The following is a 16,184-nucleotide window of genomic DNA, read 5'->3' as shown; positions in this document are numbered from 1 at the left end:
CTGGAGAAGAGCATGCCCACCCAGCTGTTGCGGCGGTGGCCGTAGTGGCCGCCGTGGTGACCACCGTGACCCCAGGCGGGGCCGTGGGCGGGCGGCGGCGGGGGCGGCGGGGCCGAGTAGTGCTGCTGGGCCCACTGGCTCTCCATGCGGCTCAGGGTCTCGAGCTCGCCATAGTCGAGGAAGATGCCACGGCAGTTGTCGCACTGCTCGATGTGGACGCCGTTGCGGTCCAGAGTCCGCATGTTGCCTCTGCACTTAGGGCACTGCATGAGGTTCATCTCCTTATGTGACGTGCACCGTTCACTCTAGGACAGCGGCGGGGCGGCCAGGATCCTCTCGCAGGAGGAGATCAGAGCCGCCGCCGCGTCGTCAAGCGGGACACCGTCTTCGCGGGCATTGGCCACCGCGACGGCCGCCAACTGGACGGTCAACGCGCGGGCCGGCATGTCGAGTTCCCGCCACACGTCGTCGCCGGAGATCGCGGTGCCACCGGCGCGCAGGTAGGAACGTGACAGGCGGTCCCAGCCCGCCGGGTCCATCAGCCCGTTGGCGAACCACGCCGCCGGCCGGGCCAGATCCCACGCCGGGTCGCCCCAGCCGAGGTCGTCGGGGTCGATGAGCGTCCAGGCGCCGTCGTGGCGCAGCAGTTGCCCGAGGTGCCAGTCGCCGTGTGTCAGGGCCCGCCGCCGCTGGTTGAGGTTCAGGGTGGCGTACGCCCTGCGGGGGACGTCGTGCGGTTCGAGCCGGGCCACGGCGCGGGTCACCCGTTCGGGGCCGCCCATCATGGGCACCCCGTCGGGCACCGGCTGACGGTGCAGCTCGGCGAGCAGTTCACCGGCCTCCTCCCACGGCGCGTCGTCGAGGTCGTCGGGCGTGAGCGGGGTGCCGGCGGGCCACACGGTGACGATCCGGCCGCCGACCCGGTCGACCGACAACACGCGCAGCATCAGCCCGGCCGGCAGCTCGACCGCCAGCCGCGCCTTCAACGCGGCCTCGTCGGTGCCGGCGTCGTGGGCCTTCACCACCACGTCGCCCACCCGGACCACGAGCACGCGGGTGTCCTTCAGGACGGTGTGATCGCCGCCGCCCGCGTGGCGGACGAGTTCGTCGAGGAGGGACACGCGGACAATCTAAGACATGAGAATCGGCTTCGGTGTGCCCGTGTCGGGCACGTGGGCGACCCCCCAGATCATGGCCCGGGTGGCGACGCGGGCGGAGGAGCTCGGCTACCACGAGATCTGGACCTTCCAGCGGCTGCTCCACCCGGCCGGCACCGACATCGGCGCCGCCTACCGCAGCGTGCAGGACCCGATCGTGTCGCTCGCGTACGTCGCGGCGCTGACCTCGCGGATCCGGCTCGGCGTGGCCGTGCTGAACCTGCCCTTCTTCTCGCCCGCGCTGCTGGGCAAGCAGCTCGCCACGCTCCAGTCGGTGAGCGCCGGGCGGCTCGACGCCGGGCTCGGCCTCGGCTGGATGGAGGAGGAGTTCATCGCCTCCAAGGTGCCGCTGGAACGCCGCGGCAAGCGCGCCGACGAATACCTCACGCTGCTGCGCCGGTTCTGGACCGACGACGTGATCGAGCACCACGGCGAGTTCTACGACGTCGTGCCCTCGCGCCAGGACCCGAAGCCGGAGACGCCGCCGCCCATCCTGCTCGGCGGCGGGGCGCCCGCCGCGCTGCGCCGGGCCGGGCGGCTGGCCGACGGCTGGATCAGCTCCAGCCGCATGCTCGCCGACGACCTCCCGTCCATGATCGACCAGGTCAGGGAGGCCGCCGCGGAAGCGGGCCGCGAGGTGACCCGCTTCGTCTGCCGCGGCGTCACCCGGCCGGGCAAGGACAGGAGCCAGCCCCTCTCCGGCCCATACGCGAAGATCCGGGAGGACGTCGAGGCGCTCGCGGAGAAGGGCGTCACCGAGGTCTTCCACGACCTCAACTTCAACCCCGCCTTCGGCGCCCCCGACGCCGACCCGGCCGTCTCCCTGGCCCTGGCCGAGGAGGCGATGGAGAACCTGGCGCCTAGATGAGTCCGTACGCCTGGGCGATGAGCTCGTAGGAGCGGATGCGGGTCGCGGTGCCGTGCACCATCGTGGTGATCATCAGCTCGTCGGCGTCGGTGCGCTTGCGCAGCTCGTCGAGGTGGGCGCGCACCTGCTCGGGGGTGCCCAGGGCGACGGTCGACAGGCGGTCGCGGACGAACTCGGCCTCCATCGGGCTGAACGTGTACTCGGCCGCCTCCTCGGGCGTCGGGAACGGGCCCGGCGTGCCCGACCGCAGCCGGAGGAACGACAACGCGCCCGGGAGGGCCTGCCGGTGGGCCTCCTCCTCGGTCTCGGCCGCCAGTGCCGAGACGCCGATCATCGCGTAGGGCTCGGCCAGCACCTCCGACGGGCGGAACGAGGTGCGGTAGAGCTCCAGCGCCGGTTCGGTGTTGGCCGCGCTGAAGTGGTGCGCGAACGCGAACGGCAGACCCAGCAGCCCGGCCAGCTTGGCCGAGAAGCCGCTCGACCCGAGCAGCCAGATCGGCGGGCGCTGCGGCCCGCGCGGGATCGCCTGGATGCGCGGGAAGGTGCCGTCGAGGAAGGCGGTCAGCTCGTTCACGTGCTGCGGGAACTCGTCGGGGTCGACCTCGGCGCGGCGGCGCAGGGCGTGCGCGGTGGCCATGTCGGTGCCGGGCGCGCGGCCGAGCCCGAGGTCGATGCGGCCCGGGTGCAGCGCCTCCAGGGTGCCGAACTGCTCGGCCACCACCAGCGGGGCGTGGTTCGGCAGCATCACGCCGCCCGACCCGACCCTGATCCGCTCGGTGGCCGCGGCCAGATGGGCGATCAGCACGGCGGGGGAGGAGCTGGCCACCCCCGGCATGCCATGGTGCTCGGCCACCCAGATGCGGTGGAAGCCCCAGGCTTCGGCCTTCCTGGCCAGGTCGGTGGCGCCGCGCAGCGCCTCGGTGGGGGTGATCCCCGCGCCTACCGTCGCGAGTTCGAGGACCGACAGAGGGACCTCGGCCGTCCCCCGGGCGACACCGTGGATGACACCGTGGTTGTTGTCCATGACCTCAGATAACCGGAGTCTTACTCCGGTTATTTCCTTCTGCGATGCTTAGCCCCATGAGTGAGCGCAAGCCGATCGAATGCTGGCTGTCCGACATGGACGGCGTCCTGGTCCACGAAGGTCAACCCGTGCCGGGAGCCGACGAGTTCATCAAGCGGCTGAGCGCCTCGGGGAAACGCTTCCTCGTGCTCACCAACAACTCCATCTACACCCCGCGCGACCTGTCGGTCCGGCTCCGGACGGCGGGCCTGGAGGTGCCGCCCGAGGCGATCTGGACCTCCGCGATGGCCACCGCCGACTTCCTGTCGGCCCAGCGCCCCGAGGGCAGCGCCTACGTGATCGGCGAGTCGGGCCTGACCACCGCCCTCCACGAGGCCGGATACATCCTGACCGACCTCAACCCCGACTACGTCGTGCTCGGCGAGACCCGCACCTACAGCTTCTCCCACATAACCCGCGCGATCCGGCTGATCGAGAACGGCGCCCGCTTCATCGCCACCAACCCCGACGCCGTCGGCCCCTCCCACGAGGGCAACCTCCCGGCCTGCGGCGCGGTCGCCGCGATGATCACCAAGGCGACCGGCGTCGACCCCTACTTCGTCGGCAAGCCCAACCCGATGATGATGCGCAGCGCCCTCAACCGCATCGACGCCCACAGCGAGTCGACCGCGATGATCGGCGACCGCATGGACACCGACGTGGTCTGCGGCATGGAGGCGGGCCTGCACACCATCCTGGTGCTGACCGGCGTCTCCAAGGCCGACCAGATCGACCGCTGGCCCTACCGCCCCTCGCAGGTCGTCAACTCCGTGGCGGACCTCATCGACCTGGTCTGACCTCCATCCGGTGAGGACGTCGCGTCCGGGTCGTCGCGACGCCACGGACGATCACCTCGGTCGGGATGTCCGTGCCCCGCCGGAGCGGGCACACGGTGGTGCCGCCGCTCGGCCCTGCGCCGGTGGCGGCGACCACCGCGGGGCGAAATCGGCCCCCCGGTATCGGGACCGGTGAATCGGGGACCTCCTGATGAGCGGTCGGCCGTGCCCCGCGCCTGTCCCCTTCCTCCGTGCCGGCATCAAATGCCGGGTCGTCGTGAATTCCATTTACGGGAGGCGGCGGAGGATTCCTGGTCCTTCGACAGAAGATCAGGCCCCACCTTGACTCGGTGATCGTTACAACGCATATTGATCAATGTAAATCATTCGAGTCAAGGGAAGGGACTTTTAGTTGAGGCGTGCTTCGCAAGCACTGACTCGCCCATTTCTCACGCTTCTTTTGGTGCTGACCGCAATTCCCCTGTTCCCCGGCCCCGCGTACGCCGACATCTGGGCCGGCTGCGACAACGCGTCGGGAAGCATCACGGGAGCGCAGACCAACCTCAACAGCTGTTTCTACTTCGACACCGACGATCTCGACTTCGACGACATCGAATTCGAGTCGCCGTCCTGGATCAAGGACACCCTGGCGGACGGTCGCCGCGCCGAGGTCTGGATGGCGGAACAGGGCCTGACGGACGAGATGATCGGCGAATCCGCGTGCGGCGCCGGCTGCAGCGTCAGCCTCAACGGCATCGTGCTGTCATGGGCGGACACCCTGAGTGACCACCCGATCTACCAGCAATATCTGCTCTGCACGAGCAATGCGCACACGAATTACACCTGCTCGGCCTATCGTCGCCTCTACCCCAGCTGGTGATCTCGGCCGGCACGCACGTGCACAGCAGTCGGACGAGGACAGGGGAGTGATTTCAGCATGAATGTTGAGCCAGTGCGCCCTTCTTTGGTAAGCAACCGGAATTTCCTCGCCGTCGTGGCGGCGGCTGGAGTTCTGGTCACCGTCGTCGGCGCCACGGCGGTGGTCTCCGCCACCCGCGGCGACGAGACGGGCGCGGGCGCGCGGAGCGCCTCGGCGGCTCCGGTGAGCGAGGTGTGGCGGGACGCCGTCTTCACGATGCCGGCCAAGGCACCCGACGGAGCGGCCTACCGACCGGTCACGGCTCTGTCCGCGAACGAGATCCTGGTCACCGCGGAGACCTCCTTCGAGAAGGCGTCCCGGCTGGAGATCTACGATTCGGCGGCGAAGGGCCGCCGGGTCGTCGCGGAGATGCCGGAACCGGCCGGGGTCAAGGGCTACTACGCGCAGCAGGTCGAAGTGGGGCCCGAGCACTTCGTGTGGTGGGGAAACACCCCCAACGACGACGACAAGTGGGCGGACGTCTGGGCGGTCCCCCGGACCGGGGGTGATGCGGTCCAGCTGACCGCGCTCACCGGCGAGGCCAGTGAGGTGGAGCGTCTCGGGGTCGTCTCGGACGAGGTCGTCTGGTCGGTCCGTTCCGGGGGCATCTACCGCGTCCCCCTCATCGGAGGGACTCCTGAGAAGGTCACGGAGGGCGCGGGTCTCCACCTGCTGGGCTGGCCCTGGGCCGGCGACGCCTCCGGGGACGCGGCGTCCGGGCAGCAGAAGATCGTCAATGTCGAAACGGGGAGGACGACCACGGTGAGGGCGCCCGCCTCGCTCCGGGAATTCCGCTGCGACGCGGCCTGGTGCTCCGGGTTCACACGCGAGGGGTTGCTCGTCCAGAAGCCGGACGGCTCGGGGCGGCACGTCGCCCCGGGGCTGAGATCCCTTGGCCAGGGAGCCCTGGCGGGCGGCTTCCTGCTCGCGCGGGGAAGCAAGCCGGCCGACGCGTCCGCCACGGTCGTCTACGATCCCGAGACCAGGACGGCGGCCAAGATCGGTGATCTGGCCGTCTTCGGGGTGGGGCTGTCGTCGTCCCCGACGTCCGTCGTCTACTGGGATCCCAGCCAGCGCGTCGTCAGAACCTGCGGGAGCCGCGAGGGCGTCGTCGTGCCCGGCCCGTCCGGCGCGTCGGCTTCTCCGGCCCGGCTCTCGACCCGATGTGTCACGCGGCAGCAGGCCGATGGTGCGCAGATCTCCGTGCTGAACCTGGCCGCTGTGCGCTGACGGATCTCCGCCGGCCCGGACGCCGGCCGCGTGGGTGTCAGGCGTCGGCCCGGGACGCGGTGGACGACGGGGATCGGGCCCGCGCGCCACGGCAGGCCGTTCCCGGTCGGGTAGCTGCCACGTTCTGGCAGGTATGGGTGCCAGGGTGGAGGCATGCACACCATCTACCTGGAGCTCGGCAAGAAGCGGGTCTTCGCCAACTCGGTCGACTGGCCGGGCTGGAGCCGGTCGGCCCGGAGCGAGGAGGACGCGATCGAGGCGCTCCTCTCCTATGAGGAGCGCTACCGCGTGGTGGCCGACCGGGCCGGGCTGGTGTTCGAGCCCGGTGAGATCCGGGTGGCCGAGAAGATCACCGGCGACGCGACGACCGACTTCGGCGCCCCGGCCCGGCCGGCCGTGCTCGACTCCGAGCCCTGGGGCGCGGCCGAGGCGGCGAAGAACGCGGCGCTGATGCGGGCCGCCTGGGAGGTCTTCGACGACGTCGTCGGGATCACGCCCGAGGAACTGCGCAAGGGGCCGCGCGGCGGCGGGCGCGACCGCGACAAGATGGTGGCCCACGTCGTCAACGCCGAACGGGCCTACGCGGCCAAGCTCGACGTGCGGATCAAGCCGGCGGAGGTCGCCGAGATGCGGCCGAGGCTGCTGGAGGTGGTGTCGCGGCCGCTCGACGGCGACGACTACCGCTGGCCGGTCCGCTACGCCTCCCGGCGGATCATCTGGCACGTGCTCGACCACGTGTGGGAGATGGAGGACCGGACCGAGCGTTAGAAGGCGTCGCGGCGCAGCCTCTTCACGTCGGACCGGCGCTTCTTGTTCTCCAGGCGGCGCTCCACCTGGCCCTTCGAGGGCTTGGTCGGGCGCCGCTTCTTCGCGGGCGGCGCGATCGCGTCGCGCAGCGTCGCCTCCAGGCGGGCGCGGGCGGCCTCGCGGTTGCGCAACTGGGAGCGGAACTCCTGGGCGGCGATCGTCAGCACGCCGTCGACCAGCCGGTGGGCCAGCCTTTCGAGGGCCCGTTCCCGCTGGACGTCGGTCAGCGCCTGGGTGTTCGCGATGTCGAAGCTGAGCTCCACCCGGCTGTCGGTCGTGTTCACGCCCTGGCCGCCGGGCCCGGAGGAACGCGAGAACCGCCAGCGGAGCTCGGCCTCCGGAATCTCGGTCATGCCTCCCACATTAGCTGTGCGATCAACGCATTTTTCCGGCACTGTGGGCGGGTGACCATCGTCGGCGTGCACGGCATCGGCAAGTACAAGTACTACGAACAGGGCGGCGGTTCCCCGGTCAGGGCGGCCGACCTGATGCTCGCCAAATGGAACCGGTACCTGCACGACGGCGGGCTGACCGGCGCCTCGGTGGCGGAGGTCGCCTACTACGCCCACCACCTGCGCAAGGGCGCCCCGCAACCGCCGAAGAAGATGGCCCCGCCGGAGAAGATGGTCTTCACCGACTGGATGCGCCAGGTCGACGACCACCGCGTCGCCGCCGCCGCGGGCGAGACGCTGACCGCGCTGGCCCACCGGCTGGCGGGCTGGCTGCTCGACCGGCTCGGCGCCGGGGCGCTGAAGTTCGCCGAGGACTTCTGCCCCGAGGTGGCGACCTACCTGGGCGGCGGCGCGCCCCGCACCCTCGCGCGCGACGCGGTGGCCGAGGTGATCCGGCGGCGCGAACCCCGGGTGGTGATCGCCCACTCACTGGGCAGCGTGGTGGCCTACGAGGCGTTCTGGGCGCATTCCGATCTCCGGGCCGACCTGCTGGTCACGCTGGGGTCGCCGCTGGGCATGCGGAACGTGGTGTTCGAGCGGCTCACGCCGCTGCCCGTGGCGGGGATGGGGGCCCGGCCGCCGGGGGTGCGGCGGTGGATCAACGTCGCCGACAAGGACGACATCGCCGCCATTCCCGCCGAGTTGCGCCCGGTTTTCAAGGGTGTGGAACGTGACGTGCAGTGCAACATCGACTGGCTCGATTTTCATACCGTCCGCAATTACCTGAGTTGTGGTGTCTTGAACTCCCATTTGCGGGACTTTCTCCGGTAAAAAGCTCGATAGGGTCGTCGCGTGCCGTACACCGAAGGGACCCGGGCCTTTCAGGTCGACCTGCGCGGGGTGGTCGATCTGCTCAGCCGGCATCTCTACTCCAGCCCGCGCGTCTACGTCCGTGAGCTGCTGCAGAACGCCTGTGACGCGATCGTCGCGCGGCGGGCGGGCGATCCGATGGCGCCCGGGCGCATCCGGGTAGAGGTGGGGCCCGAGGAGATCCGGGTGCACGACACCGGGATCGGGCTCACCGAAGACGAGGTGCATTCGCTGCTGGCGACCATCGGGCGGTCGTCCAAGCGCGACGAGCTCGGGTTCGCGCGGCACGAGTTCCTGGGCCAGTTCGGCATCGGCCTGCTGTCGGGGTTCCTGGTCGCCGACGAGATCCACGTCGAGTCGCGGTCGGCCTCCGGCGGATCCACCGTGCTCTGGACCGGGCGGTCGGACGGCAGCTACGACGTCGCCACCGCGGCCGATCGCACGGGCGATCGGACGGGCGAGCCCGGCACCACGGTCACCTTACGTCCCCGCCGCGACGCGGCCGTCTGGACTTCCAGCCGGACCGTAACCGAATTGGCCCGGCTCTTCGGCTCGCTGCTGCCGGTCGAGGTCACCGTCGACGGCGTCCCGGTCTCCGGGGCGGGCGCCCCCTGGCAGGGCCGCCACGCCAGTCCCGCGCTCCGGCGGGAGGCGCTGGTGGCGTACGGGAGAGAGCTGTTCGGCTTCTCGGCCTTCGACGTGATCGACCTGGAGGTGCCCGAGGCGGGGCTGACCGGGGTGGCGTTCGTGGTGCCCCATCCGGCCAACCCGGGGGCCCGCGACGCGCACCGCGTCTACCTCAAGGGCATGCTGCTGTCGGAGAAGCTGACCGGGCTGCTGCCCGAGTGGGCGTTCTTCGTGCGGTGCGTCGTCGACGCCGCCGAACTGCGGCCGACCGCCTCCCGTGAGGCGCTCTACGACGACGACCTGCTCGACCACACCCGCGACGCGCTCGGCGCCCAGTTACGCGAGTGGCTGGTGAAGCTGGCCGCCACCGATCCGGCCCGGCTGCGCGGCTTCCTGCGGCTGCACCACCTCGGGGTGAAGGCGCTCGCCCTGCACGACGACGACATGTTGCGGCTGGTCGACCGGTGGCTCGAATACGAGACCGCCGACGGGCCGATGACCCTCACCCAGTTCCGGGCCCGGCATCCGCGCGGGCGCTACACGACGAGCGTCGACGAGTTCCGCCAGCTCGCCGGGGTCTGCGCGGCCCAGGGCGTGGGGCTGCTGAACGCCGGTTACGTGTACGACGGCGACATCCTCGCCCGGCTGACCCGCATCGAGCCCGGCCACGGGTTGTCGCGCCTGGAACCGGCCGAGCTCACGACCCGCATGGCCCCCGTCGACCCGGCCGCCGAACTCGCGGTCCGCGGGTTCCTCGCCACCGCCGCGACCGCGCTGGCCCCGCTGGGCTGCGAGGTCGTGCTGCGCGACTTCGACCCGGCCGCGCTGCCGGCCCTCTATCTGACCAGCCGGGCCGCCCGCCACGAGGCGCAGGCCCGCGAGGCCGGCGAGATGGCGGGGGAGATGTGGGCCGACGTGCTGGGCGCGCTCGACGCGGGCGGCGGCGAGAAGCCGCAACTGGTGCTGAACCACCGCAACCCCCTGGTCCGCCGGGTCACCCGCCTGTCCGACCCGGGCCTGGCCGCCACCGCCGTCGAGGCGCTCTACGGCATGGCGCTGCTGCACGGCCACCACCCGATGCGCGCGGCCGACACCGCCACCCTCAACCGGTCGTTCCTCGGGCTGCTCGACTGGGCCGTCAATGGATGACATCGCCGAGCTCATCGAGCGGGCGCGGGCGCTGCCCTACGGGGAGACGCGCACGAACGTGCTGGAGACGGCCCTGCGGCAGGCCGAGGCGACCGGCGACCGGGACCTCACCTGGGCGGTCCGGATGGAGCTCACCGAGGCCTATCAGTACGGCGCCGAGCACGCCAAGGCCTTCGCGGCCTTCGCCCGCTGCCTGGCCGACCACGACGCCGAACCCGGCGGCTTCGACGAGTGGTCGACCCACAACCTGCTCTGGCAGTTCAAGTGGATCGTCGGCGACCTGCGCCGGTTCCCCGAGGTGCCGCTGGCCCGCACCCACCAGATGCTCGACGACATGGAGCGCCGCTACCGCGAGAACGGCGACGGCCTGCACGCCGTCTGGGCCGCCCGCTGCGCGCACGCCGCCCACCTGGGCGACTACGCGGCCGGCGACGAGCTCTACCACCGCTGGACGACCACCCCGCGCGACGTCCTGAGCGACTGCGAGGGCTGCGACCCGACGTCCAAGGCCTTCTACCTGATCCTGCGGGGCCGCGACGAGGAGGCCGTCGAGCTGGCCGAGCCGGTGCTGCGCGGTGAGCTGACCTGCCACGTCCAGCCCCAGAGCATCCTGACCACGCTGCTGCCCGCCTACGTGCGGACCGGCCGGCACACCGAGGCGGCGCACGCCCACCGGGTCGCCTACCGGGCGATGCGCGGCGACGCCAACGAGGTCGAGGAGATCGCCACCCACCTGTGGTTCTGCGCGGTCACCGGCAACCTGGCCCGCGGCCTGGAGATCCTCGCCCGCGAACGCCCGCTGCTCGACCGGGCGCCCAGCCCCGGCGCCGCCATGTGGTTCGCGGCGGCCGGCGCGCTGCTGCTGCGGCTGCTCCGCGAACGGGGCCACGCCCAGCCCGGCGACACGGCCGAGGAGGCCGCCCTCGCCGCCAAGGCCCGCGACATCGCGGCGCGGTTCGACGCCCGCAACGGCACCGGCGAGCAGGGCCGCCGCGTCGAGGAATGGCTGACGGCCGAGCCGCTCGCCGGGCACGTGCCGCTCGACCCCCGGGCCCGGCACTCCCCGCCGCCGCTCCCGCCCGCCCCGCTGCCGCCCGCGCACACCCCGGAAGAGCTGCTCGACCTGGCCGAGGAGGCCTGGCAGCGCGGCCGGATCGACGAGGCGAAGGCGGCCTGGGCGCGGTACGACGCTCTTGGGCCCGATGACCTGCTGGAAGCGCGCCGGGCCGACGGCCGGGGCCTGGTCGCCATGGTCGGCGGCGACACCGAGACGGCCCTGGCCGAATGGCGGCGGGCCGCCGATCTCCACACCGACGAGGAACGCCGCCAGAGCACCCTCGGGCGCATCGGCCTGCTGCTCTGCCAGCTCGGACAGGCCGACGAGGGCCTGCCGATGGTCGAGTCGTCGGCCGCGGCCCTGGGCACCCCGAGCGCGACCATCCGGCTCGCCCACGCCTACCTGGTCGTAGGCAGGGAGGCGGAGGCCGAGGAGATCCTGACCGCCGCCCCGCCCACCGGGACCGGCCTGCTGCTGCTGGCCAACGTGCGCGGCGACGCCGAGACCGCGCTGCGCGCCCGCGACGCCCTGCGCGCGGAGGACGACCGCGAGGGCCTGGCCCGCGCCTGCGCCCTGTACGCCCACCTGCTGCTGACGGCCGGCGTCGACGAGGCGGGCGCCCGCGAGGTGCTGGCCGCCTACGACGAGGCCGTCGCCAACGCCCCCGCCCGGGAGCGGGCCGGCCTCCACCACGACCGGGGCGGCCTGCACCTCCAGCTCGGCATGGCCGCCGAGGCGGTCGACGACCTGGTCGAGGCGGTCGCCCAGTACGTCGCCGAGGGCGAGACGGAGCCGGTCAGGTACGCCCGGTTGTCGCTGGCCGAGGCCTACGCCCGGCTGGGCCGCACGGCCGAGGCGGAGATCGCCGCCGAGGAGGCGCTCGGCGGGTTCCGCGCCGCAGGTGACGACGAGGTGTGCGCCCGCATCGAGGAATTCATCGCCGACCTGCAAGAAGACGACTGACGGTCGCCCGGCGTTCATTGACAGCGGGTACCCGCATATCTGTTCATTCTTGGTTATCACGCTGGTCAGAGCCGTAAAACAATTCCGACAGACGGACGGTCTGCACTGTCAGGCGTGCAGCGCAGATCGTTCATCTCCGGCGTGCTCCTGGCCGCCGCGGCGCCCGCCCTCCCGGCTCTGCCCTCCCGTGCCCTGAAGACCGATCCCTTCGCCGTCGGCGTCGCCTCGGGGGACCCGTCCCCTGATGGCTTCGTGTTGTGGACCCGTCTCGTGATCGACCCCTACGGCGCGGACGGCCGGGGTTCGATGCCCTCACGGGACATCGACGTGAAGTGGCAGGTGTCCACAGACGAGAAGTTCGCGACCGTCGTGCGCGACGGGACCGCCACCGCGTCGGCCCGCTCGGCGCACAGCGTGCACGTCGAGTTGCAGGGTCTCCAGCCGGGCCGGGAGTACTTCTACCGGTTCCGCGCCGAGAACTCCGTCTCGCCCGTCGGCCGCACCCGCACCAGCCCGGCCGTGGTGTCGCCGCTCACCTTCGCCATCGCGGCCTGCGCCCACTGGGAGCACGGCTACTACACGGCCTACCGGCGGCTGGCCGAGCAGGAACCCGACCTGGTCGTCCACCTGGGCGACTACATGTACGAGTACCAGCCCAACGGCTACACCGCGCCCTTCGGCAACATCCGCACCCACTCCGGCGGGGTGAAGTGCACGACGCTGGCCGACTACCGGATGCGGCACGCCCAGTACAAGAGCGACCCCGACCTCCAGGCCGCGCACGCCGTCGCGCCGTGGCTGGTCGCCTTCGACGACCACGAGATCGAGAACAACTGGGCCGCCGGCGTCTCGGCCAGCGACGCGCCCGCCTTCGAGCAGCGCCGGGCCTTCGCCTTCCAGGCCTACTACGAGAACATGCCGCTCCGGCGGTCCGGCGTGCCCAGGGGCGCCTCGATCACGATCAACCGGCGGGTCTCGTGGGGGCCGCTGGCCCGGTTCCACCTGCTCGACACCCGCCAGTTCCGCGACGACCAGGCGTGCGAGGACGGCGTGCGGGCCGGCTGCGACGACCGCCTCGACAGCGGGCGCACCCTGCTCGGCAAGGCGCAGCACAGGTGGCTCGTCGACGGCCTGCGCGACTCCCCGGCCCAGTGGAACCTGGTCGGCCAGCAGATCGTGATGACCCAGAAGGACCTGAAGGTCGGCCCCGGCCGCGAGTCGAACCTCGACTCCTGGGACGGGTACGCCGCCGAGCGCGACCAGCTCCTGCGCGGCATGGCCGGGGTGAGCAACCCGGTCGTGCTCACCGGCGACGCGCACATCCACCACGCGGCGGAGTTGCGTACCGACTTCGACGACCCCGGGACCAACGTCGGCGTTGAGCTGGTCGCCACCTCGATCGCCAGCGACGGCGACGGCTACCGCGACACCGAGCGCATGTCCGCGCTCCGCGCCGAGAACCCGCACATCAAGTACCTCGACCAGCGCCGGGGCTACATCCTGGCCCGCCTGTCGGAGCGGGAGCTGGTCGCCGACTTCCGCACCCTCGACTACATCAGCCGCCGGGGCGCCCCCGCGAAGACCTCGGCCCGGTTCACCGTCCCGGCGGGCGAACGGAGGTTCGCGTGATCCTCGGCGTCGTGGCCCTGACGATCCCGCTGCTCACCGGCCTGGCCCCGCAGTGTGACCCCTTCCTGGCGGTCGCCCAGCCCTACGCGACCGTCGACGGCCAGGTCAGGGCGGGCGCGGTCCGCATCCTCGACGGCCCGCTGATCACCCAGGACGACCCGGAGCCGGGCGACATGTTCGGCTCGGCCCTGGCCACGGGCGACTTCGACGGCGACGGCTGCGCCGACCTGGCGATCGGCGCCTCCGAGGAGGACGCCGGTCCCGGCGGCCGCGACGGGCACGGCGTCGTCGAGATCCTGTACGGCCTGACCTCCCGGAGGACCATCGAGCTGCCCGGGAAGGGGGCCGACCGCTTCGGCGCGGCCCTCGCGGCGGGCGACCTCGACGGCGACGGCGACGACGAACTGGCCATCGGCGCGCCCGGCGGCGGCGCGGTCTACGTGCACGGCCAGGGCTCGAAGCCGCGCCGGATCAAGAACACCGGCGGCGCCGTCACCGACCAGTTCGGCGAGGCGCTGGCCACCGGCGACTTCGACGGCGACGGCACCGACGAACTGGCCATCGGCGCCCCCGGGGCCAACCTGATCCGCCAGGGCGAGGGCACCGTGACCGTGGTCGGCAGGAACGGCCGCCGCCTGCTCTACTCCCAGGAGACCTACGGCATCGACGGCCTCTCGGAGAGCTGGGACGCCTTCGGCGCCGCCCTGGCCACCGGCGACTTCAACGCCGACGGCCACGACGACCTGGCGATCGGCGTGCCCGGGGAGGGCCTGAACAGGCTCCAGCGGGCCGGCGACTACGGCGAGGGCGCGGTCGACGTCGTCTACGGCTCGCCGGGCGGGCTGCGCCCGGCCACCGCCGAGGCCTGGACCCAGAACAGCCTGGCCGGAGAGGCGGTCATGTACGACCGCTTCGGCACCTCCCTCGCGGCGGGCGACCTGAACGGCGACGGCGACGACGAACTCGTGGTCGGCGTGCCGGGAGAGAACGCCGTCCAGGTGCTGGCCGGCACCCGGAGCGGCGGCCTCACCAAGAACCACAACCTGCTGATCCCCGGCCCGAAGGGCGCCGAGTTCGGCGCGGCCGTCCTGGTGCACGGCGGGGACCTGATCGTCGGCGCGCCGACGAAGGGCGAGGTGTACCGCTACCGGGGCGGCGTGAAGAAGGGCTCCTACCCGGGGGTGGGGAGGAAGGGCGAGAAGATCGCCGAAGGGGACGGCTTCTTCGGCTTCGGCCTCGGTTAGAAGCGGATCCTGATGCCCAGCACGGAGATCAGCGCCGAGACCGCCATCATGCCGGCGCAGGCGTACATGGAGAGCTGGAACGCCGTGTCGAACAGCGCGGGGTTCAGGTAGGCCTCGCCGGTCAGCCCGACCAGCGGGGGGACCGCCGCCACGGCCAGCAGGCTGCCGGTCCGGGCCAGGGCGTTGTTGACCCCGCTGGCGATGCCGGCGTGCCGCTGTGAGGCGCTGGCCAGCACGGTCGCCGTCAGCGGGGCGACCGTCAGCGACAGGCCCAGGCCGAACAGGGTGACCGGCGGCAGCACCTCGGTCAGGTAGTGGGCGCCGAAGCCGATCCGGCTCATCCACATGAACGCGATCCCCGACAGCAGGATCCCGATCGTCATGGGCCAGCGCGGGCCGATGCGGCGGGCCAGCTCGCCGGCGTGCGGGGAGATCACCAGCATCAGCAGCGTCACCGGCACCAGGGCCGAGCCCGCCGCGAACGCCGTGAACCCCGACACGGTCCGCAACTGGAGCACCAGCAGGAAGAACACCACGCCCATCGCGGCGTACATGAACAGCGTCACGGCGTTGACGGCGGTGAACGCGGTGTTCCTGAACAGCCCCACGGGCACCAGCGCCTGCGCTCCCCGGTGGTGCTCGACGACCACGAACGCGGCCAGGATCAGCACGCCGAGGACCATCGGCACGACCTCGATCCCGATCAGCCCGTAGGTCAGCGCGGCCAGCCCGACCGCCGCCAGCCCCGCGCCGAGCGCGTCGAACCGGCCGGCGGCCTCCTCGTCGCGGGTCTCCGGCACGTGGCGCATCGCCACCAGCAGCACGAGCACGGCCAGCGGCAGGTTGATGAGGAAGACCCACCGCCAGCCGATCGTCTGGACGATCCAGCCGCCCAGCAGCGGCCCGATGGCGGCGGCCGTGCCGCCCAGGCCCGACCAGGCGCCGATCGCCTTCGGCCGGTCCTCGGCCGCGAACGTGGCCTGGATGATCGCCAGCGAGCCCGGGGTCAGCAGCGCGCCGCCGACGCCCTGGAGCGCGCGGGCCGCGATCAGGGTCTCCATGCTGGGCGCCAGCCCGCAGAGGGCGGAGGCGATCGCGAACCAGACCACGCCGATCATGAACACCTTGCGGCGGCCGTAGCGGTCGCCCAGGGAGCCGCCGAGCAGGATCAGCCCGGCGAGGGTCAGCGTGTAGGCGTTGATCGTCCACTGCAGGCCCTCGATGTCGGCGTCGAGCGCCCGGCCGAGGTCGGGCAACGCCACGTTGACGACCGTGCCGTCGAGCAGCGCCATGCCCGACCCGAGCACCGTCGTCACCAGAATCCAGCGGCCCTTGGCCGTGCTGAGCTGCACCGCTTCCGTCGTCACCCGACCAACATAGTCACCGTGCGACCCTGCTCCGGTCGGCGAATTAATGGTTCTCGGTCTTTCTCA

15 protein-coding genes are annotated in these 16,184 nt (G+C 71.9%); 10 read left to right on the top strand and 5 right to left on the bottom strand.

From position 1 onward, the window contains the following. The coding region (locus AW273_RS38620) for a TFIIB-type zinc ribbon-containing protein (protein ID WP_232327427.1) at positions 1-242 on the bottom strand (242 nt) is incomplete at its 3' end. 63 nt (positions 243-305) lie between these two features. After that, entirely contained in the window at positions 306-1,121 is an 816-nt protein-coding gene (locus AW273_RS15165; RefSeq protein WP_062348948.1) for a phosphotransferase family protein, read from the bottom strand. A gap of 16 nt (positions 1,122-1,137) precedes the next feature. Here AW273_RS15165 and AW273_RS15160 point away from each other — a divergent pair, with 16 nt between their 5' ends. Beyond that, entirely contained in the window at positions 1,138-2,025 is an 888-nt protein-coding gene (locus tag AW273_RS15160; RefSeq protein WP_062348947.1) for a TIGR03619 family F420-dependent LLM class oxidoreductase, read from the top strand. Here AW273_RS15160 and AW273_RS15155 read toward each other — a convergent pair. Then, entirely contained in the window at positions 2,018-3,049 is a 1,032-nt protein-coding gene (locus AW273_RS15155; RefSeq protein WP_062348946.1) for an LLM class flavin-dependent oxidoreductase, read from the bottom strand. The two genes, AW273_RS15160 and AW273_RS15155, sit on opposite strands and share 8 nt — an antisense overlap. A 56-nt stretch (positions 3,050-3,105) precedes the next feature. On the opposite strand from AW273_RS15155, the gene AW273_RS15150 reads away from it, so the two are divergent. From AW273_RS15150 to AW273_RS15135, 4 genes are all read left to right on the top strand, one after another. Beyond that, a complete protein-coding gene (locus AW273_RS15150; RefSeq protein ID WP_062348945.1) occupies positions 3,106-3,885 on the top strand; it encodes an HAD-IIA family hydrolase in 780 nt (259 codons plus the stop codon). Between the two features lie 442 nt (positions 3,886-4,327). Continuing rightward, positions 4,328-4,744, top strand: coding sequence for a hypothetical protein (locus AW273_RS15145; protein WP_062348944.1), 417 nt, complete (start codon positions 4,328-4,330; stop codon positions 4,742-4,744). Positions 4,745-4,858: 114 nt separating this feature from the next. Continuing rightward, the gene (locus AW273_RS15140) at positions 4,859-6,013 is read left to right on the top strand and encodes a hypothetical protein (RefSeq protein WP_157555819.1); all 1,155 of its coding nucleotides are present in this window, start codon (positions 4,859-4,861) and stop codon (positions 6,011-6,013) included. 153 nt (positions 6,014-6,166) lie between these two features. Further along, positions 6,167-6,781, top strand: coding sequence for a hypothetical protein (locus AW273_RS15135; RefSeq protein WP_062348942.1), 615 nt, complete (start codon positions 6,167-6,169; stop codon positions 6,779-6,781). On the opposite strand, the gene arfB is transcribed toward AW273_RS15135, so the two are convergent. Then, positions 6,778-7,173: an alternative ribosome rescue aminoacyl-tRNA hydrolase ArfB gene (arfB, locus tag AW273_RS15130; RefSeq protein ID WP_062348941.1), complete on the bottom strand. Its 396-nt coding sequence runs from the start codon at positions 7,171-7,173 to the stop codon at positions 6,778-6,780. The genes AW273_RS15135 and arfB overlap by 4 nt on opposite strands. Before the next feature lie 51 nt (positions 7,174-7,224). On the opposite strand from arfB, the gene AW273_RS15125 reads away from it, so the two are divergent. The 5 genes from AW273_RS15125 to AW273_RS15105 all read left to right on the top strand — a co-directional run bounded on the left by AW273_RS15125 (position 7,225) and on the right by AW273_RS15105 (position 14,751). Further along, positions 7,225-8,043, top strand: a complete 819-nt coding sequence (locus AW273_RS15125; protein ID WP_062348940.1) for an alpha/beta fold hydrolase — start codon at positions 7,225-7,227, stop codon at positions 8,041-8,043. A gap of 21 nt (positions 8,044-8,064) precedes the next feature. Continuing rightward, positions 8,065-9,858, top strand: a complete 1,794-nt coding sequence (locus tag AW273_RS15120; protein ID WP_062348939.1) for an HSP90 family protein — start codon at positions 8,065-8,067, stop codon at positions 9,856-9,858. Beyond that, complete coding sequence (locus AW273_RS15115) at positions 9,851-11,878, top strand: ATP-binding protein (protein WP_062348938.1); 2,028 nt, start codon at positions 9,851-9,853, stop codon at positions 11,876-11,878. Before AW273_RS15120 ends, AW273_RS15115 begins: the two co-directional genes overlap by 8 nt. A gap of 114 nt (positions 11,879-11,992) precedes the next feature. Next, positions 11,993-13,507 (top strand): alkaline phosphatase D family protein, encoded by a 1,515-nt coding sequence (locus AW273_RS15110; RefSeq protein WP_232327425.1) that lies wholly within the window; start codon positions 11,993-11,995, stop codon positions 13,505-13,507. Next, complete coding sequence (locus tag AW273_RS15105) at positions 13,504-14,751, top strand: FG-GAP-like repeat-containing protein (protein WP_062348936.1); 1,248 nt, start codon at positions 13,504-13,506, stop codon at positions 14,749-14,751. The genes AW273_RS15110 and AW273_RS15105 overlap by 4 nt, the downstream gene beginning before the upstream one ends. On the opposite strand, the gene AW273_RS15100 is transcribed toward AW273_RS15105, so the two are convergent. After that, positions 14,748-16,118 (bottom strand): MFS transporter, encoded by a 1,371-nt coding sequence (locus AW273_RS15100; RefSeq protein ID WP_062348935.1) that lies wholly within the window; start codon positions 16,116-16,118, stop codon positions 14,748-14,750. The genes AW273_RS15105 and AW273_RS15100 overlap by 4 nt on opposite strands. Between the last annotated feature and the right edge of the window lie 66 nt (positions 16,119-16,184).

The sequence above is a fragment of the Herbidospora yilanensis genome, from assembly GCF_001570565.1.
Lineage (GTDB): Bacteria > Actinomycetota > Actinomycetes > Streptosporangiales > Streptosporangiaceae > Herbidospora > Herbidospora yilanensis.
This window is presented reverse-complemented; position numbering and strand designations above follow the sequence as displayed.

Excerpts from the sequence above, each read along its gene's own strand:
- AW273_RS15160 (WP_062348947.1), top strand. The coding sequence starts at position 1,138 with ATGAGAATCGGCTTCGGTGTGCCCGTGTCGGGCACGTGGGCGACCCCC.
- arfB (WP_062348941.1), bottom strand. The coding sequence starts at position 7,173 with ATGACCGAGATTCCGGAGGCCGAGCTCCGCTGGCGGTTCTCGCGTTCC.
- AW273_RS15150 (WP_062348945.1), top strand. The coding sequence starts at position 3,106 with ATGAGTGAGCGCAAGCCGATCGAATGCTGGCTGTCCGACATGGACGGC.
- AW273_RS15135 (WP_062348942.1), top strand. The coding sequence starts at position 6,167 with ATGCACACCATCTACCTGGAGCTCGGCAAGAAGCGGGTCTTCGCCAAC.
- AW273_RS15115 (WP_062348938.1), top strand. The coding sequence starts at position 9,851 with ATGGATGACATCGCCGAGCTCATCGAGCGGGCGCGGGCGCTGCCCTAC.
- AW273_RS15155 (WP_062348946.1), bottom strand. The coding sequence starts at position 3,049 with ATGGACAACAACCACGGTGTCATCCACGGTGTCGCCCGGGGGACGGCC.